Origin of the sequence: Vibrio sp. K4 (assembly GCF_051122595.1) — a bacterium.
GTDB lineage: Bacteria > Pseudomonadota > Gammaproteobacteria > Enterobacterales > Vibrionaceae > Vibrio > Vibrio owensii.
This window is the reverse complement of the sequence record NZ_CP178577.1, coordinates 1,627,068-1,645,948: the sequence shown is the minus strand read 5'-3', so window position 1 is coordinate 1,645,948 and position 18,881 is coordinate 1,627,068. Positions and strand designations below refer to the sequence as shown.

At 45.5% G+C, this 18,881-nt stretch carries 17 protein-coding genes; 14 read left to right on the top strand and 3 right to left on the bottom strand.

Annotated elements, in window-relative coordinates; genetic code table 11:
• Positions 1 to 9: 9 nt before the first annotated feature.
• Together ACLIIY_RS07445 and ACLIIY_RS07440 are read right to left on the bottom strand one after the other, a co-directional pair.
• Entirely contained in the window at positions 10 to 912 is a 903-nt protein-coding gene (locus ACLIIY_RS07445) for an ROK family protein (RefSeq protein ID WP_199461249.1), read from the bottom strand.
• A 10-nt stretch (positions 913 to 922) separates the two neighbouring features.
• Entirely contained in the window at positions 923 to 1,933 is a 1,011-nt protein-coding gene (locus ACLIIY_RS07440; protein ID WP_434528425.1) for a hypothetical protein, read from the bottom strand.
• A 529-nt stretch (positions 1,934 to 2,462) separates the two neighbouring features.
• On the opposite strand from ACLIIY_RS07440, the gene ACLIIY_RS07435 reads away from it, so the two are divergent.
• The 10 genes from ACLIIY_RS07435 (at position 2,463) to manA (ending at position 15,894) form a co-directional block, all read left to right on the top strand.
• Complete coding sequence (locus ACLIIY_RS07435; protein WP_005442934.1) at positions 2,463 to 3,152, top strand: N-acetylmannosamine-6-phosphate 2-epimerase; 690 nt, start codon at positions 2,463 to 2,465, stop codon at positions 3,150 to 3,152.
• Positions 3,152 to 4,087 (top strand): ROK family protein, encoded by a 936-nt coding sequence (locus ACLIIY_RS07430; RefSeq protein ID WP_038889799.1) that lies wholly within the window; start codon positions 3,152 to 3,154, stop codon positions 4,085 to 4,087. Before ACLIIY_RS07435 ends, ACLIIY_RS07430 begins: the two co-directional genes overlap by 1 nt.
• 31 nt (positions 4,088 to 4,118) lie before the next feature.
• On the top strand, positions 4,119 to 6,644 hold the full coding sequence (locus ACLIIY_RS07425) for a glycoside hydrolase family 38 (RefSeq protein WP_434528424.1): 2,526 nt from the start codon (positions 4,119 to 4,121) through the stop codon (positions 6,642 to 6,644).
• A 68-nt stretch (positions 6,645 to 6,712) separates the two neighbouring features.
• The gene (locus ACLIIY_RS07420; RefSeq protein ID WP_005442946.1) at positions 6,713 to 8,083 is read left to right on the top strand and encodes a transporter; all 1,371 of its coding nucleotides are present in this window, start codon (positions 6,713 to 6,715) and stop codon (positions 8,081 to 8,083) included.
• A gap of 57 nt (positions 8,084 to 8,140) precedes the next feature.
• A complete protein-coding gene (locus ACLIIY_RS07415; protein ID WP_334436317.1) occupies positions 8,141 to 10,267 on the top strand; it encodes a hydantoinase/oxoprolinase family protein in 2,127 nt (708 codons plus the stop codon).
• A gap of 15 nt (positions 10,268 to 10,282) precedes the next feature.
• Positions 10,283 to 10,867, top strand: coding sequence for a hypothetical protein (locus ACLIIY_RS07410; RefSeq protein ID WP_038889796.1), 585 nt, complete (start codon positions 10,283 to 10,285; stop codon positions 10,865 to 10,867).
• Positions 10,854 to 12,194 carry an FAD-dependent oxidoreductase gene (locus tag ACLIIY_RS07405; RefSeq protein ID WP_434528423.1) on the top strand — a complete coding sequence of 447 codons (1,341 nt, stop codon included), beginning with the start codon at positions 10,854 to 10,856 and terminating at the stop codon, positions 12,192 to 12,194. Before ACLIIY_RS07410 ends, ACLIIY_RS07405 begins: the two co-directional genes overlap by 14 nt.
• A complete protein-coding gene (locus tag ACLIIY_RS07400) occupies positions 12,195 to 13,709 on the top strand; it encodes a DUF4127 family protein (RefSeq protein WP_434528422.1) in 1,515 nt (504 codons plus the stop codon).
• Positions 13,702 to 14,454, top strand: a complete 753-nt coding sequence (locus ACLIIY_RS07395; RefSeq protein ID WP_171371239.1) for a MurR/RpiR family transcriptional regulator — start codon at positions 13,702 to 13,704, stop codon at positions 14,452 to 14,454. Before ACLIIY_RS07400 ends, ACLIIY_RS07395 begins: the two co-directional genes overlap by 8 nt.
• Positions 14,455 to 14,682: 228 nt before the next feature.
• Positions 14,683 to 15,894 (top strand): mannose-6-phosphate isomerase, class I, encoded by a 1,212-nt coding sequence (manA, locus tag ACLIIY_RS07390; RefSeq protein ID WP_434528421.1) that lies wholly within the window; start codon positions 14,683 to 14,685, stop codon positions 15,892 to 15,894.
• A gap of 58 nt (positions 15,895 to 15,952) precedes the next feature.
• Here the strand turns inward: manA and ACLIIY_RS07385 are convergent, their stop codons facing one another.
• Positions 15,953 to 16,855 carry a DMT family transporter gene (locus ACLIIY_RS07385; RefSeq protein ID WP_434528420.1) on the bottom strand — a complete coding sequence of 301 codons (903 nt, stop codon included), beginning with the start codon at positions 16,853 to 16,855 and terminating at the stop codon, positions 15,953 to 15,955.
• 120 nt (positions 16,856 to 16,975) lie between these two features.
• Between ACLIIY_RS07385 and ACLIIY_RS07380 the strand changes: the two genes are divergently transcribed.
• The 4 genes from ACLIIY_RS07380 to ACLIIY_RS07365 all read left to right on the top strand — a co-directional run bounded on the left by ACLIIY_RS07380 (position 16,976) and on the right by ACLIIY_RS07365 (position 18,859).
• Complete coding sequence (locus tag ACLIIY_RS07380; protein WP_334541967.1) at positions 16,976 to 17,458, top strand: MarR family winged helix-turn-helix transcriptional regulator; 483 nt, start codon at positions 16,976 to 16,978, stop codon at positions 17,456 to 17,458.
• 32 nt (positions 17,459 to 17,490) lie between these two features.
• Positions 17,491 to 17,847 carry an MmcQ/YjbR family DNA-binding protein gene (locus ACLIIY_RS07375; protein WP_132698703.1) on the top strand — a complete coding sequence of 119 codons (357 nt, stop codon included), beginning with the start codon at positions 17,491 to 17,493 and terminating at the stop codon, positions 17,845 to 17,847.
• Positions 17,848 to 17,963: 116 nt separating this feature from the next.
• Positions 17,964 to 18,398 carry a DUF962 domain-containing protein gene (locus ACLIIY_RS07370; RefSeq protein ID WP_009706035.1) on the top strand — a complete coding sequence of 145 codons (435 nt, stop codon included), beginning with the start codon at positions 17,964 to 17,966 and terminating at the stop codon, positions 18,396 to 18,398.
• 74 nt (positions 18,399 to 18,472) lie between these two features.
• Positions 18,473 to 18,859, top strand: coding sequence for an MAPEG family protein (locus ACLIIY_RS07365; protein ID WP_434528419.1), 387 nt, complete (start codon positions 18,473 to 18,475; stop codon positions 18,857 to 18,859).
• Positions 18,860 to 18,881: the final 22 nt, after the last annotated feature.

Below are 18,881 nucleotides of genomic sequence, written 5' to 3'. Positions count from 1 at the left end.
ATCCTTGTCTTATGAGGACAGGCCAAGAAACGCTGCGCCTTTCACTCCGCTGTCGTCACCCAGTTCCGCTTTTAGAATTGGTGTTTTGCAATAACCACCAAAAACGTACTGGGGTAGATAAGCCGGCAAATCATCATAAATAGATAGCACATTCGACATACCGCCACCGAGTACAATGGCTTGTGGGTCGAAAAAGTTGATAACCTGCGAGAGTGCACGGGCGAGTTGATCTAAGTAGAGCTCATAGTGGCGTTTTGCCGATTCGGAGTCACTTTTCAGTGCGATAATCTCTTGGCTGGAGAGGTTGGTCGCGTGCTTGTCGTTGTATTGCTTTGCAAAGCCAGTCCCTGATAGGAATAGCTCATTGCACGCATCGCGACCGCAGTAACAGTCTTCGGTTTTACCATCTTTCACTTCATCGTAAAAAGCGAGTTGATTATGTCCCCATTCGCCAGCGACATTATTCGGCCCTTTTACTAACTGCTTGTTGTAAACCACGCCACCACCACAGCCTGTGCCGATAATGACACCGAATGCTGAGCCATGATTTTTTGCTGCACCGAAAAGTGCTTCGCTCAATGCAAAACAATCTGCGTCATTGGCAATATGTACCGTTGCCTTTAAATGCGCTTCCAAATCTTCTTTTAGAGCCTGTCCGTTTAATACCAAAATGTTGGAGTTCTTGATTTTTTGCGTACCTGGACAGATTGCACCGGGAAGTCCGATACCAATAGAAATCGATTCATCTGCACATGATGCTGCTTGCTCTATGATGGTGATAACGTGAGTTAAAAACGCGTCGTAATCACTCTTTATGGTGTTATGGCGTTGATAATAAAGCTGTTCTCCAGCTTCGTTAAACAACGCTGCGGCAATTTTGGTTCCACCGATATCTAAGCCCAGGTACTGCATAAACTGACTCCTATTTACCTAATGGGACATTAAATGTAAGGGTTGCAATCGTCTCGCTACGACCATAGTCGCCACCCACATACATGCTGTCGTTGTAGTGGTAATCCCATAGATCTTGTCCCACCAAGCCTTTAATTGTGACGCCGTTTTCTAGCGTTTTGCTGTAGCTTGCCTCTAAACGTGTGTAGAACTCGACGAACTTATCGCGAAGTACTTCACTTGAATCGTCCATACCTAGATAAAACTCTAACTTGTTATGCCAAGTGACTTTGAATCCACCTTCTTTGTACAAGTCGAGCCACGTTTCGTTTTCTGAACCGTAATGGTATTTGATGCCGTCTTTAGCCATCGTATCTAGGTAGTTACGGAAACTAAAAATAGACGAAAATCGCTCATTCCACTGTGACACAAGGAAGAAGTTCATCACTTGCTGACGATGTCCGCGATAATGACCACCATTGTGGAACTTACTCGTTTCTCCCAGAACAATGTATTCAGTTAAAAGTGGACGGAAGTTAAGTGTGTGTCGACCATTATCCCAAGGTGTTAAACCCTCTGGGAATGAGGTCAGAAGATCGAACTGTAGATAGTAGTCGTTAGAGCTCCAGTTGAGATCTCCACTGGTGTTTTTGAAGTTCCAATCACCTTCCCAAGCTAAAGCCGGGCGGAACTTCCAATCACGGCCGAGGAACTTGATACCGTCGTAGTGAAAGCGTAAATGTGCCTCGTGATCCCAGTGATAACCGTTTTTAAACCATCCATCGCCATTGTCAGTGAAATAATCGATTCGACGTAAATCGAGCCAAAGATCACTGCCTTCGGTGAGTTGCAACATGCCTTGTAAGAGTTTCTTATTTACTTCGACTTCATCACGACTGAAAGGATTAGGAGCATTGTCGTAATCATACCGGAAGTGTCTGAATTCGGTTTCGTTTTGAATCCAGCCTCCGTTTGCCAAAGCTTGAGTAGAAACCACAGAACATAACGATAGAGTAAGTAGGGTAAGTGTTTTATTTCTCATTATTGTCTGATGTCCGTGAATGAATTTCGACACGGATTGTTGAATAAAAATTCTCCACAAAAGGGATTCACACAGAGAATATTTAGAGAAGGCGATTAAAGTCACTCAAAATCGACATTTCAATTCGATGAAATGTGGATGACATCACATTGGATATTTTGTGATCTTGGTTGGTTTTTTGGCTTGGTGGCTAATTTAATTCTTAAAATACAGATAGATATAAAGAGTTGGAGGTCATTAGTAGAATCCATTCTGAGAGCGAATCAATTAGTTAACGAGGTATTTTCCATGTTCGATAAAACTCGATGTGATCTTGATCGTTCATAAACGACAAAACTATCAAAATAAAGAGATCGCGATCACCTCAATGACAAAATTAGTCACCAAATGACGTTTGCCTGAAAAAAATAATTAATCTGACCTCAACGCAAAAACTTAAACATTTCAAAATTCCGAGCAATCTTTAACTTATTGAATTTCAATATGTTAATGAGTGTAAGGTAACGTAACAAGGCTCGTTGAGGTCAATATGTTAGTGGCACTTAAAAGCGAACTTATCGCTTCAGTACAAGCATTACCGCATGAACCGTTATTTGGTTCAGACACCATCGTTAAGATGGCAAAAGCGGTTCTTGAAGGCGGAGCAAAAGCACTTCGTATTCAGTCAGTTAATGATATCAAAGCGGTAAAAGAAGCGTTTCCAACCGTCCCTGTGATTGGCTTAATCAAGCAAGATTACAGTGACTCTGAGATCTTTATTACTCCAACTGCAAAAGAGGTACAGGCAATCATCGATTCAGGTGCGGACATGATTGCTCTTGATATGACAGGTCGATCTCGCCCATTTGGTGAGTCTGTTGAAAGCCTGATTCAACAGATTCGCCGCACTTCTTGTTTAATCATGGCGGATATCGCGACATACGAACAGGGTATTGAAGCTGAAAAGCTCGGCGTTGATTGTGTGTCGACCACTTTATCAGGATATACGCCGGATACGGCACACCAAGGTGAAGCGCCGGATTTGCCTCTTATTCGTCGTTTGAGCCAATCACTGACCATCCCGGTCATTGCAGAAGGCCGAATTTCGACACCATTACATGTTTCCCAAGCGATGGCAGCTGGCGCATGGACTGTCGTGGTTGGCTCTGCAATAACGCGTCCGCAATTGATCACACAAAAATTTGCGCAAGCAATTCAAGCAGAGAAGGAGCTGACCTGATGACAGAACTCGCGCTTGGTTTGGATTTAGGTGGTACGAAGATCCGCGCAGGTCTTGTGGATAGTGAAGGGAAGCTCATCGTAGCAAACACCTCAGCGACCAACATTCGTGAAGGTCGAGAAGGAATTATGAATAGCATCATCTCGGCGATTGTGCCTTTGCTGACACGCGCTCGTCGAGAAAAGAAGTTACTACTTGGCATCGGCGTCTCGGCTGCGGGTGTGATTAACGTTCGCTCTGGCTCGGTACTGGACGCAACAGACAGCTTGCCGAATTGGAAGGGTACGCGTCTGGGTTACTTGCTGGAGGAAGAATTCGGCATTTACGTGGGTACGGATAACGATGTGAACTGCGCTCTTTTAGGCGAGCAATGGCTAGGCGGAGCTGAAAGTTACAACAGTGTTGTGATGCTCACCCTTGGAACCGGTCTGGGCGGAGCAATGCTAACCAATGGTCAAATGCTCCACGGTTCAAGTTACTTAGCGGGTCACTGGGGACGAATGGAAGTTCCTCATCCTTACCGACCACAAATGAACGTGCCGTTGGAATCGCTGCTATCAGGAACGGGGTTACGCGAAACGCTCTTGTTCCAATTACCGGAAGCGGAGCATCAAAGATACCCAGATGGTTTGAGTGTGATGCAAGCGTATTCCGAGAGAGATCCAAAAGTGATAGCAACGGTGGAAGATTTTATGCGCTTACTATCACGAACCATCAGCAACATTCGTTGGACGATGGATCCGCAGTTGGTTCTGCTTGGCGGCGGAATGATTAACTCGCGTGAATACTGGTGGGAATTGATGAACCAGTACCTCAAAGAAATGGGTGTGATGACCCCGGTGCGACCAGCTACATTAGGGAATGACGCTGGTATGTATGGCGCTGCAAAAATGGTGTTCAACCATTTTGAAGAACTAAAACAACAACGTGACTAAAGCGGAATGCTGCTTTTAAAGGTCTGAAACTATGTCGAAAAAAATCTGTTCTGTTGTATTTCAAACTCACTGGGATCGTGAATGGTATCTACCATTTGAGACGTTCCGAGCAAGACTTATCCGTGTAATGGAGCGTGTTGTTGATGCGTTAGAAAAGCATGAACTTGAAAGCTTCTTATTTGATGGCCAAGTGGTCGCCGCTGAAGATTTATTGGAAGCTTGTGAACCAGAATTGGCAGAAAAACTCCATCGCCTGATGCAAGAAGGACGTTTGGTTCTGGGGCCATGGTATGTCATGGCTGATGAATTTCTGTGTAGCGGAGAGAGTTTAATCCGTAACCTAGAGATTGGGCGTAAATTGGCGAACTCGTTTGGCAATTATCAAAAAGTGGGGTATCTGCCAGATACGTTTGGTCATATCGGTCAGATGCCTCAACTATTAACTGGTTTCGATATTAACAACATCGTTTTGTGGCGCGGAATTGATGCGAACCAATCTGAACTGCGTTGGAAAGGTGCCGACGGCAGCGAGATTTTCACTCTCTTCTTGACTGAGGGTTATTACCAACACCCACTTAACACAGATGACTTCGCTACCAACATTGATGTGTACCTGAACAAGATCACTGAACGTGCAACAACGGACAACCTATTGTTGACGCAAGGTGGCGATCATCTGCGTCCAGCAAACGGCAACATGGCGGAGCGCATTGCCGAGTTTAACCACTCTCGTAATGACATTGAGCTTAAACAGAGTGACTTGGCGACATACTTAACTACGCTGCAAAGCGAGGTTTCAAACGATTTACCCGTTGTGAAAGGCGAGCTTCGTGGAAATGACCGCGCATTTGTTTTACCTGACGTGCTTTCCACACGTCGCTACCTAAAGCAGATGAACCAAGAAGCGGAAGACACATTGACTCGCAAAGTCGAGCCGTTACTCGCGATGTCGCCAGTTGAGCACTACCCAACTCGTTTTCTAGAACAAAGTTGGAAAACACTGCTTACCCAGCATGCTCACGATTCCATTTGTGGTTGTTCTGTTGATGAAGTGCATCGTGAGATGGTCACTCGTTACGAGAAACTTGCTCAACGTAGTCAAGCCATGATGGACATGGCATTGCTTTCACTAGGCTGCACAAATGATGAGATGAGCGCATCAAATGAAGTAAATCCGTTCGCTGACCACACTCAATTCTCTATCTTCAACCCTAATCCAAAAGACTTTAATGGTTGGGTGACTGAGCGAGTGTTCTTGAAAGGTGAGGAAGCGTTCGGCTTACAACTTGTTCTGGAAAATGGCGAGTTGATCGAACCGGTGATCACCAAAGCTGAACCGGGTTTTAGCTTTACGTCACCAATTGATGATTTCCCTGATCGAATTGAAGGCGTTTGGTACAACATTGCTTTCCAGACGGAAATTGAAGGCCTGTCTTTTAAAGCGTTCACATTAGAGAAGTTAGCGACTTCAGAGCCTCTGGTGACCAGTACAATTCGCACTATCGCTAATGATATTTATCGTGTCGATTGGCATGAGGATGCAACCTTCATCGTTACCGATTTACGTACTCAGCAAGTATTCCATGGACTAGGCAGAATCGAATCTTCTCTAGACTGTGGTGATAGCTACAACTTTGCTCCGGCGATGAATGATCGCTTTAGCATTGCTCGCACAGTAGGAGAGGTTCAAACGCGCAATCATTCTAACTACTCAGAGATGAGCGCAAACATCGAGCTTGTTCAGCCTGCTTCCTTATCGAATGACAGAAGAAGCGCAAGTGGTGACAATGTCACGAGCTTTGGTGTGTTGACGATTAAGCTGTACCAAGATTCAGATTTTATCGATATCGACTTGAAGTGGCACAACCAAGCGAAAGATCACCGCCTATCTATCCATTTCCCGACGGGCATGAAACTAACGGAAACCCATGCAGATAGTGCGTTTGAAGTCGTCAGTCGCCCAGTTGTTTACCAAGACAATCAACAAGTCCTAGCGAACAAAGAAGCGAAAGTGTCAGTTAACCCAAGCCAATCATTTGTTGCTGGTAGCGACTTGCAAATTACTCACGCAGGTGTCCCTGAATATCGAGTAGTGAAAGGTCGTAGTGACGAAATCGCGCTAACACTATTGCGCAGTGTTGGTTGGTTATCACGACGTGATTTTTCTACTCGCGGTAATGGCGCAGGTCCAGATTTACCAACACCAGAAGCGCAATGCTTAGGTGAGCATCAATATCAACTTCGTTTGCACCTTGGTCAAGTGTCCGCAGAGGTACAGTGTCAACGAGCAGAGCAAGTTCGATATGCGCCATTTATGGTGAAAGGTCACAGCGACAAGTGGTGTAAGCCGGTCCGTTTAGTCAATGCGTCTCTGCAAGTTTCTTGTGTGCGCCGAATAAAAGGTGAGCTAGAGATTCGCGTCTGGAACCCTTCAGCACAGTCACAACCGATTGTACTTTCTGAGCAATATCGTGTGGTGAATTTCATTGGTGAAGAGCAAGCGTACCAATCGAATATCGAACCGAATCAGATTTTAACTTTGCGTCTACCTGCGTAGTAGAGGCTCCAATACAACACGCCGGAGCGTGCTCCGGCCTCATAACCCTACACATATCGAGAATAACCATGACGAATATAGAAATTCTTCGTTTACTGCTTATTTCTGGCGTACTGATATTTTTCGTTTACGCCATGATCACTAAGCGTATCTCCACTCTGATTGCACTGCCAATTATGGGTGTTTTAACCGCTGTTATTGCAAGTGTTGGCGAGCTGCCTTTATTAGGCTTGTTTGCCCATGAGAATGCGAACGGTGAAGAAGTACAAGGCATCATGAACAGCGTACTTGGCGACGGTGCTCGCATGATGGCATCTACCATCGCGGCAACCATTTTTGGTGGTGCGTTTGCAGTGCTATTGCGACGCGTCGGCATCGCAGAAGCCATTATCAAGAAAGCCGCAGAACTAGCGGGTGACCGTGTTCGAGTGATTGCCTTTATCTTTTACGTTGCCACTATGGTGATCTTCTCTGCGATTGGTGGCTTAGGTGCGGTAATACTGATTGGTTCAGTAGCACTTCCTATTATGATGACGGCCGGTATTTCTGGTGTCGTTTCTGGCGCGATTATTCTGCTTGGTCTGACAACGGGTGGGGTGATGAACCCAGCTGGTTTTGCCTTCTTCGCTACTATTCTAGAACCAGTTATCGAAGGTGGCTATGAGGCGGCATATGAAATTGTGGCGCGCATGGCAATCACACTATTCATCATCTCGTTCTTAGTGTCAGTTGTTTACATCATGCTGAACGTAAAGAACAACCAACGCAGCGCATGGCACGCAAGAAAAACACAATCGGCTTACGAGCTAAGTAACTGGGCGCTAATTGCTCCGATTATCCCGGTACTGCTTGTTTTAAGTTCTATCTATGTGATGCCACAAGTGATCACGGCGGAACTGGCCATCATTGCTGGCATCATCTACACGGTTTACGTTTGTAAAATCAAAGATAAAGTGAACGCGATTGCTCAATCGTTCGTGCAAGGTACACAAGAAGTCGCGGGCGCAATCGTTCTGCTTATTGGTCTAGGCATTCTGATTCGCGGTGTTCAGTTCTACACAGTAACGCCAGTTATTGCGCCTGCGATTGAAATGCTGGTTTCCATGCTGCAAAGCCCAATGACTTATGTAATCGGCTTCACTCTAGCGACGCCACTTGTTCTGTACCGTGGTCCTCTTAACTCTTGGGGTATCGGTGGCTCACTTCCAGCTATCTTTGCAACCGCAGGTTTCTCTCCAATTGCCGTAGTTTGGGTACTTCGCTCTACGGGTATGATGCAAGGCTTTGGTGACCCAACAAACTCTCAAAATATCTGGATTGCCGACTTTGTGCAGGTGGACCCGAACGACATCACGAAGAGCTTATTCTGGGTCGGCCTTATCATTACGTTCATCGCACTTGGCTACGCCATTTTAGTTGACCAAATCCCATTGATTTAACCACGGAGGGTGGGGCAACCCACCCAAATGAAACAAGCGAAAAACAGGTACAAAGTTATGCGTAAAGTACGAATTGGTATTGATGTTGGCGGTACGTTTACTGACGCCGTGGTTATCGATAACACAACGGGTGAAGTGATTGCTAAGGCGAAAAAACCAACCACTCACCATCACAAAGATGGTGTTGCACAAGGCATCGTGGAAATCATTAACGAAGTGTTGGACAACAACGGTATTTCTCCAGAGCAAGTGGTGTTCATTGCACACGGCACTACTCAAGCAACCAACGCGTTGCTAGAGGGTGATGTAGCGAAAGTTGGCATTATCGGCATGGGTAAGAGTAAAGCTGCGTTAAATGAGCTGGATGTCAAAGACATCGAGCTTGCGCCAGGTAAGTTCCTACAAACCGAGTTTATCTACTTTGACGTTGATGAAATCAACCAAGAAAAAGCAGACAGTGCGATTGATGAACTTGTTGCTAAAGGTTGTGATGTTATCGTCGCGTCAGAAGCTTACGCCGTGGATGACCCACATCTAGAAAAACTGGTAACAGCTCTAGCGAAAGAGAAAGGTCTGTACGCAACAAGTGGGCACGAAATCTCCCAGTTATACGGCCTAAGAATGCGCACTCGTACTGCTGTTGTTAACGCGTCATTGATTCCAAAGATGATCGAAACCGCGAACATGACAGAACAAGTCGTGAAAAAAGTCGGCATCCCTTCAGAGCTGATGATCATGCGCGCCGATGGCGGTGTGATGTCGGTAAATGAAGTACGCCAACGTCCAATCTTGACCATGCTGTCTGGCTTGGCGGCGGGTGTTGCGGGCGCATTGATGTACGAAAAAATCTCTGACGGTGTGTTCTTCGAGGTCGGTGGTACGTCGATTGATATCTCGGTTATCAAAGACGGCAAAGTTATCGTTAACAACGCGCAAGTCGGTAAGCACAAGACTTACTTGAAGGCACTGGATGTACGTACACTGGGTATTGCTGGTGGCTCGATGATCCGCGTCGGTGATGGAAAGATCATTGATGTTGGCCCACGTTCTGCGCACTTAGCTGACAAGCATTATGAGTGTTTTGTGGACGCGCCAGTGACTAATGCGAAGCTTCTACAAATCACACCAATGAAAGGTGATAGCCCTGATCATGCCATCATTACTTCCGACCAAGGTGAATATGCGTACACACTGGCGGGGGCGGCGAATATCCTAGGTTATGTGCCAGAAGACGACTACGCACATGCGAATGTTGAGGCGGCTCGTGTCGCATGGAAGCCACTGGCTGAATACTGTGGCAAAACCGTTGAAGAGGTTGCACGCGACGTGATGGACATTGCGTGTGAAAAAATCTGGAACATTGTCGAACCAATGATCAAAGAGTACGAAGTTAACCCTGAGTACATTGAATTTGTTGGCGGTGGCGGTAGTGCGGCGATTACGACTTTTGCGCTTGGTGAGAAGTACGGATTCAAATCGAAAACGGCAAAAAATGCGCCATACATTTCAACCATTGGTGTTGCGATGGCGATGGTTCGTGAGCAAATTGAACGTTCTGTCGTGGATCCATCCGCTTCTGATATTCAAAAAATTCGTTCCGACATCATGGACCAAATTGTTGCTCAAGGTGCAAAGGAAGAAAGTGTTGAGATTGCCATCGAAGTGGATAAGCAACGCAACATCTTAATCGCGACGGCGACGGGCGCAACGGAGTTTAGCAACGATTCGTCACAAGATAAGTTGAGTGAGCAAGACATCATCACCAAAGTTGGCGATGTGTTCTCTGTTGAAAAAGCGGCGGTGGAAGCCAAAGACGCAGTAGGTGCATTCCAAATCGTTAAAGCACGTAAAGAAAGCCGCAAGTTCTTCAACTTATTGAAGAAAGAAGAAGACCACTTCGCTGTGGTGAAATCAGACGGAATGATCCCTCTTAAAATCAAAAACGCACAGCACATCAAAGTTCCACGTAGTGGCTATGGTGAAGCGATGAAGAGTTTGGTGAGTGAATTGTCTTCGTACTCTGATGCGGGTCAGTCGATTCCAAAAGTGTTCGCGTTTACGGGCTCTCGAATGTTTGATTACTCAGGTTTGTTCAGTTCAGAGCAATTGACCTCAATGATCGCGATGGATCTTGACCATCTCGATGCTGAGCAAGAAGTGCTGCTAGTTGCAGCTAAAAAATAACCAAGCGAGGTCACAATGAAGAGCGATATTGAATACGCAAAGATGCAACTGAGCCTAGACAAGTACTTTGGCAAGATTCCTTCGGACATGCATTCAGACATTATCGAGCGAGGTTTACAGCTAGGTGAACGCGTAGCGAAAGAATATCGCTCTGTCGACCTCAAACAAGCTTTTATTGAAGCGGGCTACCGTATCGAATACACCAACAATGCCAAGCAAGTGTTGAGTCAAGGTTTGCTAATGCGAGCAGAGATCATTGAAGACAACCTTGGTAAACGTGTGCTGATTTATAAAGACAGCATTGAACAAGCGTTAACAGACTTGAGGCAACAAGGAATCAACTCATCGACATCTCAGATTGAACAACTTTATTTAGCGCATGAGTTCTTTCATTTACTTGAGATAGATGAGCATATCCAAGATGAAGTGCTAGCGCTCAAAGTTGAGCGGCTCAAAGTCTTAGGAAAAACCTTCTATGGACGACTGCAGTCGCCTTCGGAAATTGCTTCGAATCGCTTTGCTCAGTTGGTATGTGAATGCGAGTTTAACCCGCTTTTGATTGACGAATTATTTATCGGAGGTTGTGATGACTCCAACTAAAACTTATTCAGATTACGATGTTGTTGTGGTCGGTGGTGGCACATCTGGTGTTACAGCGGCGCTGTCAGCGGCAAGACAGGGATTGAAGGTTGCCTTGCTAGAAAAGCGCATCGCACTTACTGGCACGCAAGCCAACGCGATGGTTACACCGTTTATGCCTTCTCATGTCCATGGTTCACAAACCGCTAATCTACTGACAGAACGCTACCATCAAATGATGGAAGGGAAAGGTCGGTTAACACTTCCAGGAAAAATGGAGCTTTACTCGCCAGAGTCTTTCAAGTTACTCAATGACCAAGTACTACGTGAGTTTGGTGTAGAGATCTTTTACGACGCGACGTTGGTAAGCGCAAAGACCGAACAAGGGAATATCGAATCCGTTACGGCTCTGATTTTTGATGATTTCTACGCATTTGAAGCGAAACACTTTATCGATGCTTCGGGAGATGCGCTACTTTCACGTTTTGCTGGTGCGAAGACAGAGAAGGGCGATAAAGATGGCACTCGCCAATCGGTATCCTTCCGCTTTGAAGTGACGAATATTGACTTCGCTCGTCTGCGTCATTACTTGAAAGAGGCCAATTACAGCTTCTGTGACCCAAGTGACGCCACGTTTATGGAGTTCGTCCATGTTCCGGGTGTTGCTGCGTGTGGGGCTTTATTAGACGTCTTCCAAACGGCGATTGAAGCGGGTGAGATAACACCAGAGATTGCTCGTTACATTCAAGGTTTCTCAATGCCGGGTAAGCCAAACACTTTGTCATTTAATAACCCGCAAATGCCAAACCTTGGCAATATTGAGGATCCTAAAACGTTTTCTGAATACGTCCGTTATGGTCGTGGCATGCAGCATCAGTTGTTAGCGTTTTTAAATCGACATATCCCGGGTTTCGAGGATGCTTTCATCTCTCAAGAAGCCAACATGTTAGGTGTCCGCGAATCAAACCGTGTGATGGGTAAATACATTATGACGGGTAGCGATTATGCCGCTCGACGTAAGTTTGAAGATGGCGTTGCGCGTGGAGATTGGTACATCGACATCCATAGCGATGATCTTGAAGTCGAAGATGAATCGTTCAAAAAGAAATACGACAAGGGTGAGTACTACGAAATCCCATATCGTTCGTTGGTTTGTGCAGAAGTAAGCAATTTGATTTTTGTTGGTCGCATCATCTCTTGTGATTTCAAGATGCAATCCAGCATTCGAATTCAGCATACGTGCCGAGATATGGGGGATGCAGCAGGGCGAGCATGCGCATTGGCTAAGCAGCTTAATGTGGCGTTAAACGCTTTAGATGGCTCACTATTAAAACAGGGGGCATGCTAAATGAAGACCTTGTTTATTCCTTTAGATGAGCGTCCGTGCAACTACCTCTATCCGCAGTACATTGCCGAGACATCAGACATTGAACTGATTACACCGAGCATGGCGCAATTGAGCTGCAAAAAACAAGCGGCGAACACAGGTGCTTTGTGGAACTTCATGTTTGAAAACATTGAAGGGGCAGACAACGTCGTATTGTCGATGGACATGATGATGTATGGCGGTCTGATCCCTTCAAGACTTCATTATCTAGCGATGGAAGATGTTGCCCGCTTTGAAGATAACCTTCGCAAGCTAAAAAGCATCAATCCATCAGCAAAGATTTATGCTTATAACTGCATTATGCGATGTCCTAGTTACAGCAGCAGTGATGAAGAGCCGGAGTATTACGATCAATATGGTCATGAAATTTTCCGTCGCAAGTACCTACAAGATAAGCAAGAACGCGAAGGCTTGTCTGAAGAAGAGCAAGCAGACTTAGCCCCGTTGGAGCACTTCGTTCCGACTGACGTACTGACTGATTTTGAATCTCGTAGAGCATTCAATTCACAGGTGAACTTGGTTGTCGCACAGTTAGTGAAAGAAAAGGTAATCGACTTTTTAGTGATTCCGCAAGATGACTCAAGCCCGTTTGGTTATACGGCAATTGATCAACAAAAAGTGATTGCGTTTATAGAGCAAGAGTCTCTGTCCTTCGATATTGCGATTTATCCTGGGGCGGATGAAGTTGGGGTGACGTTATTGTCTCGTGCTTACAACGAATTCAAACAGCGCAAACCGAAAATTTATCCTTTCTATGCATCGACATTAGGCCCTCAGATCGTTCCTTTGTATGAAGATCGTCCGATGAACGAGTCAGTGAAATCTCATATCCGAGCGGCTGGTGGCATATGGTGCGACAACAGTGCAGAAGCAGACTATGTGCTTGCGATTAACTCGCCGGGTAAGTTCATGCAAGAAGCGTCGAAACAATCCCAGAAAGATCTCACTTACAGCTCTGGACGAAACCTGTCTGATTTTGCGCTACGAATCAGTGAGTACATTGAATCTGGAAAGCCAGTCATGGTGGCTGACTGCGCCTTTGCTAACGGTGGCGACCTAGAGCTGGTGAGCTTTCTCGATAAGCTTCAAACGCTTGATAAGCTTGTCTCTTACAAAGGCTGGAATACCAACTGTAATACGCTCGGAACGACATTAGGGGCAGGCATGATTGCCGATGTTTTGAAGGCCGCCACGGTAAGAAACCTCTGTTATCACGTGCTTGAGGATGCATGCTACCAGTCGGTTGTGCGAAGCCAACTATTGGAAAAATACTTCGGTGATGCAGCGTTTGGTCACACCAACTATGCAGATCAAGAGGTCGAGCAAGCTATGGTATTTGCTCAGCAAGCGTTACAGGCGCAATACCAACGTCTTACTGCAAATTCGTTACCACAAGACATTGAGCTAACGGCATTTTCACCTTGGCAACGTACCTTTGAAATTGGTTTGAATTTAAAGGTGAATCGTGATGCATGAATCCGCGCCACTGCTTGCTACGTTACGTTTAATTAAACCGGGTTTGAGCCCGGCATTGACTCAACTTGCGGAGTTTATCGAAGACAACTTGTCATCAGTATCAAGAATGACAGTCACTGAGCTTGCGGAAGTTGCAGATGTAAGCGTTTCTAGTGTCAGCCGTTTAAGCCGCGAACTGGGCTACCGTAATTACGGTGACTTTAAGATGGCTGCTCACTCTTCTATTTCCTTTGTTCCCAATGTGAACGGTGGGGCAGAAGTCGATGTGTTAGATGAAGCTGAGCAGTTGTTTTCTCTCACTAAAGATTTACTGCGTGACTTTAACTTTGATGAGTTTGGAGCATATTTGCGCCGTAGCAAAGGCGTGTTTGTGGCTGGTGAAAATACGTCGTTAACTCAACTGTTTACCGATGCTTGTCTAAATCACGGTAAACGCGTCGTGCCTTTAACAAGCACCGCGCACTGTGAAGCAATTCAGCCAGAGGTTACGTACAAAGACATCTTTATGTTCATCTCCGATTGTCCGCCTAGTGCAGAATGGCTATCGGTACTCCAAGGTCTATCGCAAAGTGATTGCGTAACCATTGCTGTCTCTCCGATAGTGCCCGAAGCGCTAGGTCAAACGTATCTGGATTATTGGGTTCCTATTATCGGTGAAGGGAGTTCAACCTTTTCCAGAATCAACACATTACTGACGTTAGAAGTGCTTACTCAGCAACTCAACCTAGATACCAACGTCAACTAGTCACGGAGCGTTGTAGGCATTGTCGTTACGGCGCTCGTATTTATAACACTGGCACGCTGGCTTCTTCTCGCTAAGTCTCAGTTAAATAGTTCGGATTGATGATTAAAACCTATCGCCTTCAGAAATGAAGGTGAGGGACTTTTGCATCCTGGGTTTGGCTCGTCACCTATTTAATGACGGTAAGAAGCGAAGTTTTAGCGACTCAGATTCTCTGTGCAGGAACAAGAAATGGCGCAAACCGTAATAACGAAATCGAGCTTCTTCAAACTCAAAAATACGATTCAGAACTACGTTTGGGGAAGCCCAACACTCTTACCTCAATTGTTCTCTTTCAATAATGATCAATCTATCTCTATTGCTGAGCTTTGGATGGGAGCACACTCTGGAGGATGCTCATTAGCTCTGATAGATGGTCATGACGTGCTACTTTCTGACCTAATTGAACAAGACAAGTCCTCATTCCTATCAGAAAAAACAGCCCTAGAGTTTGGTGAACTCCCTTACTTGTTAAAAGTGCTGACAGCAGAACGTGCGTTATCCATTCAAGTTCACCCAGATAAACTCTCTGCTCAAATCGGTTATCAGCGTGAGCAAGAAGCAGGTATCAAGCTGAGTGACTTCAATCGAAACTATAAAGATCCAAACCACAAACCGGAGCTTGTTTATGCGCTTGGTAACTTTCAGGCAATGAACGGTTTTCGCCATTACAAAGAGATTCTGACGTTGTTCACTCGCGTCGATGTTTCTGTCTTAAGCGACTTGATGTTAGCATTTGAAAAAAATCAAACTGCACAAGGGCTTGAGGCTTTTTTTGTTGCACTGCTGCAGTTGGAAAATGACCAGAAACAACAGGCCATCAGAGAACTTGCTCAAAAGTCAGAAAGCTTTATCGGCGAGGAAACGTTTGAGTTGATTCTCTCTCTCATTGAGCAATACCCTGAAGATGTTGGTGTGTTCTCACCTTTGTTTTTAAATGTGATTACCTTGCAGCCCGGTCAGAGTATGTACTTAACAGCAAGAACACCACATGCCTACATAAAAGGCGCTTGTGTAGAGATCATGGCTAACTCAGATAATGTGCTGCGCGCGGGCCTTACCAACAAGCATATCGACATCACTGAGTTAGTAAGCTGCACGAGCTTTGAACCAAAACCGTTTGACACTTTGTTGTTAGAGCCAGAAAAACATGAAGGGCGATCATACTACCCAGTCACTGTTGATGATTTTGCATTGGAAGTCATTGAGCAAGAGGCTCAAGAAGTCGCGATTAAAGTTTCCAGTGCTGAAATCATCTTGGCATTGGAGGAAGAGACGGTGCTATGCGACAGTTCAGGTCAGGCTATAACCTTGCAGCTTGGAGAGTCAGCGTTCGTACCCGCGTACACGAAAAGTTATAAGATTCGTTCCAAAGGTAAAGTGATACGTGCGTTTAACCGTTAGTTTGAATCAAAAAGCCCGAGCATCAACTCGGGCTTTTTGTTTTTCACGCTATAGAGCGTTAAGACTCACAAGGCTTTGCGTGAGTAACACTGCGTTTTTGTTTGAACGACATTACCAACTGCGGAACGAGTGACATCAGGATCATGCCTAGCATTAGGCTGTATTGAACGGGAGTGAAGCTTTCGCCCATCAATACTAAGCCAGAAACAATGCCAGCGACTGGGTTTGCGATACCACCGAAGGTAAAGTCCACCACAGACATGCGTTGCAATAGCCACACGTACATGCCGTAACCAAGTGCGGTGTTAAGGACGATGACCCACAATAAACCACCGACGTTTCTTAATGATGCGTTTTGCAGGGCGCTCACATACGGCTCTGGATTAAAGCTCGCAAAGATGGCTGCGGCGATAGAAAGAATGATACCGCCTAAGATGAGCTGCCATGTTAGCACCGTCCACCAGTGCATTCTTGCACCAAGAGACTTAGTGACGCTGCTGCCGATGACGATACACATGATTGCAGATAGCATAGCAATTAAGCCAATTGGGTTGAGTGTGATCGAACTAGGATCAAACAGGAACCACGCCAGTGCAATCAGCGCTGCACCGCTTATCCCTTGAATCAAACTTGGTTGTCGTTTGTACACAACCAAGCCAAACAGCATCGCAAACACAGGGACAGAAATCATACCCACTCCGGAAATTGCAGAAGGCAAGGTCAACGCCATAACAAAGATGAGTCCGAAGAAGAGGGCGATATTGATTGTGCCGAGTACCAGTAAGATCTTCCAATCTTGTTTCTTTGGTAATGATGGTTTGATAGCAAGCAACAAAAGGCCAGCTGGCAAAGCTCGCAGCGCGCCAAGCAACACTGGCGGCCAGTCCGGCAAAGTAAATTGTGTCACGGCGTAAGTGGTGCCCCAAAAGAACGCCGGAATCATCGCGAGTAAAATGTTCATGTTAAATATCTTTACGTTGAGATAATTTATTGTAAAGGTACGCTCGTGATGGCTTTTTGTAAAGTATCTTTATGTTAAAATAAATTCGTAAATCAAAATGTCTTTGGAGATGAAAGGGTAATGGACGCAATTGACAGAGTGGTAAGCCAGTGGGCTAAGGAAAAGCCGGAGCTCGACACCGAACCGATGGCGATCATGGGGCGTTTGATGAGAATCGCAAAGCACATGGAGAACCACGTCGCCGAACTGCATAAACGTTACGACCTCAAAATGGGCGAGTTTGATGTCTTAGCAACGCTGCGACGCAGTGGTCAGCCATATCGTTTAACGCCATCGGAGCTGATTTCATCCATGATGCTGACGTCCGGTGCCATGACAAATAGGCTTGATAAGCTAGAGAAGAAAGGTCTGATTGCACGTGAGCATAGTAAAGAAGATCGCCGCAGCGTCACTGTTGAACTCACAGAAAGAGGTTTCGAGCTGATTGATTCACTGATAGAGCAACACCTTCAAGCGCAACATGAGCTGATGGGCTCTTTAAACAGTGCAGAAAAAGGGCAGGTTAATCAGGCGTTAAAGCTTCTCTTGCCGCAGTATGAGTAGAGGCAAGTCATGGGTTTGAAAGAGGATTACGGATGAATATTAAAGAGTTAGAGCAATTTCTTGATACTTTCATGTGTGCAGAAAGCAGCTTTCCATTTGGCCCTGAAGCTCTCGTCTTCAAAATTAAAGGCAAGATGTTTGCGGTTTTAGCTGAGCGCCACGGACGAGAGTATGTGAGCCTGAAAGTAGCACCTGAAGATGGGGAAGTACTAACGTCCCAGTTCACCGATATAACGCCGGGTTATCACCTAAACAAACGTCATTGGATTACGGTTTACTTCAATGGCGATGTTGAAGATGGCTTCGTGCAGGATTTGTGCGAACGCTCTTATGACTTAGTGGTTGCTAAACTAACGAAAGCGCAGCGTATTTCATTGGGATATCAGTAACATAGTTTGTGATTGGTCACAGATACTTTGTTTATTATCAATATCTTCGGGCAAAAACTCGCACCTTTAACTCGCACCGACTATATAAATGTTATAGCGATGTTAAAGGTGAAGTTATGCGTGAACTCTCTGAATGGTTAGAAGCCTACGGTGAAAGCCATCAAAACCCAATCAATCAAAAGATTCATAAAGTGGCGGTGCCGGGTATCTTTTTATCCGTGGTCGGGTTGATTTGGTCTATTCCGCAAATTCCTTTGTTTGGATTCAATCTCAACTGGGTATGGGTCGTTGCTTTACCCGCGTGGATTTTCTACTTCCGGCTGTCTCTTAGTGTGTTCATGATGATGATTGGCTACACCGTTGCGTGTATCGGGCTAATCTGGTCGATGGACATACTCGGTTGGCCGGTTTTACAGATTTCGATGCTGCTTTTTGGTGTGCTTTGGATTTTCCAGTTTATCGGGCACAAAATCGAAGGGAAGAAACCATCGTTTTTTGAAGATGTTCAGTTCCTCTTAATCGGGCCAATTTGGGTGTTTCGTAAGCATTAATGAGACAAGTAAGCAGTCGAGCAAATTAGAAATTGCTAAACTTAACTTATGAATCATTATCACGAATCCCTGTTATGCCTACCGCACTGTTTGTCTTAGTCTTTGTCAGTTTTATTCCTTATGCTTTAGCCGGCCTTGGGGGCTATGCCAAAGTCCAGCAACTCGGTCATCTAGATAACCATCATCCACGTTTGCAAGAGAGAAAACTCAGTGGTCGAGCCGCAAGAACCATTGCGGCGCAGTCGAATGCTTGGGAGGCGTTGGCATTTTATAGCGCAACCATTCTTGCCGTGAGTTTGAGTGGCGTTCCATGGTCTGATCTCTCCATGCCTGCGATTGTATTTGCTTTTACTCGAATGGCTCATCCCGTCATGTACATTGCAGATATTGCCATCGGCAGGACTTTGGTCGTCATAACTGGCATTGCAAGCTGTGTTTATATGCTTTCTCTCGCGTTTTAAGTTTTGTGCCACGTTTTGCACA